Source organism: Nonomuraea lactucae (assembly GCF_003313395.1).
Taxonomy (GTDB): domain Bacteria; phylum Actinomycetota; class Actinomycetes; order Streptosporangiales; family Streptosporangiaceae; genus Nonomuraea; species Nonomuraea lactucae.
In genome coordinates, this window is record NZ_QNFZ01000603.1 from 1 (window position 1) to 2,227 (window position 2,227).

At 76.4% G+C, this 2,227-nt stretch carries 1 protein-coding gene and 1 pseudogene; both read left to right on the top strand.

What is annotated here, in order from left to right:
• A pseudogene (locus DQW85_RS24115) lies at positions 1-676 on the top strand (hypothetical protein); the annotation flags it as partial.
• The coding region (locus DQW85_RS47065) for a GTPase (RefSeq protein ID WP_240197392.1) at positions 673-2,227 on the top strand (1,555 nt) is incomplete at its 3' end. The pseudogene DQW85_RS24115 and the gene DQW85_RS47065, both read left to right, overlap by 4 nt.

The following is a 2,227-nucleotide window of genomic DNA, read 5'->3' on the forward strand; positions in this document are numbered from 1 at the left end:
GGACGGCTGGTCGGCCACCCCCGGCGGCCCCGGCCTGCTCGAACGCGTCGGCGCCGTGGAGGCCGCCCGCCTCGGCCGCGCCTCGCCTGACCTCGGCAAGCGGGCCGAGGCGGCGGTGCGGGGCTGGCAGGAGTTCGTGCTCGACCTGGTACGAGAGGAGGGCGCGGAGCGGCGCACCACGGCCCGGCTGGCCTCGCTGGGGGTGAACGGGGCGGGGCTGCTGCTCATGCTGGCCGTGTTCGCCTCGACCGGCGGACTGACCGGGATCGAGGTGGGCATCGCCGGAGGCACGAGCGTGCTGTCGCAGAAGCTGCTGGAGGCGGTGTTCGGCGATCAGGCGGTGCGCACGCTGACGGTGCGGGCCCGGGAGGACCTGCGGCAACGGGTGCGGGTGCTGATGGACGAGGAGGGCGCGCGCTACACGGCGCTGCTGGAGTCGATCGAGCCCCCCGCGGGCACGGCCGACGCCCTGCTCTCGACGGCACGGTCGGTGCGAGAGCACCGTACGGAGCTACCAGGCCAACCGGAGGCGGTGTCACAGGTCCGGGATGACGGGCCTCGGGATGACGACGGGTCTGGGGCTGACGACGGGTCTCGGGATGACGACGGGTCTCGGGCTGACGGGTCTCGGGATGACCGGCTCCGGGATGACCGGCAGAGTGCGGAGGGGGCGTGAAGTTGCTGCGGCGCAAGGAGGGGCCGTCGCTGGACTCGCGGCTCGGGGCCCTGCTCGAGGCCGCCACCCTGGCGGACGGGCGGCTGCGCGAGGAGGCGGTGGCCGCCGCGCGGGCGGTGGCCGAACGAGCTGGGATACGGCGCAGCCTCTCGGTGGAGCACACGGTCGTGGCACTGGCCGGGGCGACGGGGAGCGGGAAGTCGTCCCTGTTCAACGCGCTGGCGGGGGCGGACGTGGCGGCGGTGGGCGTCACCCGGCCCACGACCTCGGCGGCCCAGGCGGCGGTCTGGGACGGCGCGGGCGCGGGGCCGCTGCTCGACTGGCTGGACGTCTTCGGCCGCCACCCGGCGGCGGAGCCGTCGTCTACCGGCCCCGGCTTCTCCGGCCTCGTCCTCCTGGACCTTCCCGACCACGACTCCATCCGGCTCGCCCACCGCCTGGAGGTGGACCGCCTGGTCGAGCTGGTCGACGTGCTGGTGTGGGTGGTGGACCCGCAGAAGTACGCCGACGCCGCCCTCCACGAACGCTACCTGCGCCCACTGGCCGGCCACCGTGACGTGATGGTCGTCGTCCTCAACCAGGTGGACCGCCTGCCGCCCCACGCGGTCGAACGCTGCCTGCGCGACCTGCGACGCCTCCTGGAGGAGGACGGCCTGCACGGCGTACCGATCCTCGCCACCTCCGCCCGCTCGGGCACCGGCCTGGACGAGCTGCGCACGCTGCTGGCGAGCCGCGTCGCGGACCGGAGGTCGTGGACCGCCCGCCTGTCCGCCGACGTCACCACCGCCGCCGACCTTCTCGCCACCGCCTCCACCCACGCGCCTACCCACGCGCCCAGCCATGCGCCCAGCCATGCGCCCAGCCATGCGCCCACCCATGCGCCCACCGCCCCGAGCTCCCGCCCCGACCCGGCCCAGCCGGAGCCCCCCGGCCACTCGCCAGGCAATGGAGGGCGTCCCGCCGAGGTGGGCGTGCTGGCGGCGGGCCGGGAGATGGCCGGCCGCACGGAGCTGCCCGAGGCCGCTACCGGGGACGTCTCGGCACGCCTGGGCCGGGGGCTCACGGTTGCCCTGGAACAGGCCGCAGGAGTGCCCCTCGTGGTGGAGGCCGTCGCCAAGGGGCACCGGCACCGGGCAGTGACCGCCACCGGCTGGCCGGTCACCCGTTGGGTGCGCCGGCTCCGGCCCGATCCGCTGCGCAGGCTCCGCATCGGCCTGGACCCGTCCTCCTCCCGGCCCGCCCTGGGGATGGGCACCACGGGTGGCACGGGCTCCGCCACCCGGGACGGAGAGCCCGCCGGACGCCGTCCGGCACCCGCGGCTCGTGACCGCGAGACGGCCGGACGCCCCCCGGCCCCCACGGCTGCGACGGCTGGGCGATCCTCCGCACCCGCGGCTCAGGACCGAGAGATCGTCGGGCGCACCTCGATACCCGCCGCCACCGCCGTACAGCGGGCGCAGGTGGACACCGCGATCCGCGACGTCGGCGAGGCGGCGGCGACCGGCCTGCCCGCGTCATGGGCGGCGGCGGTCCGCCAGGCGGCCCGCACCC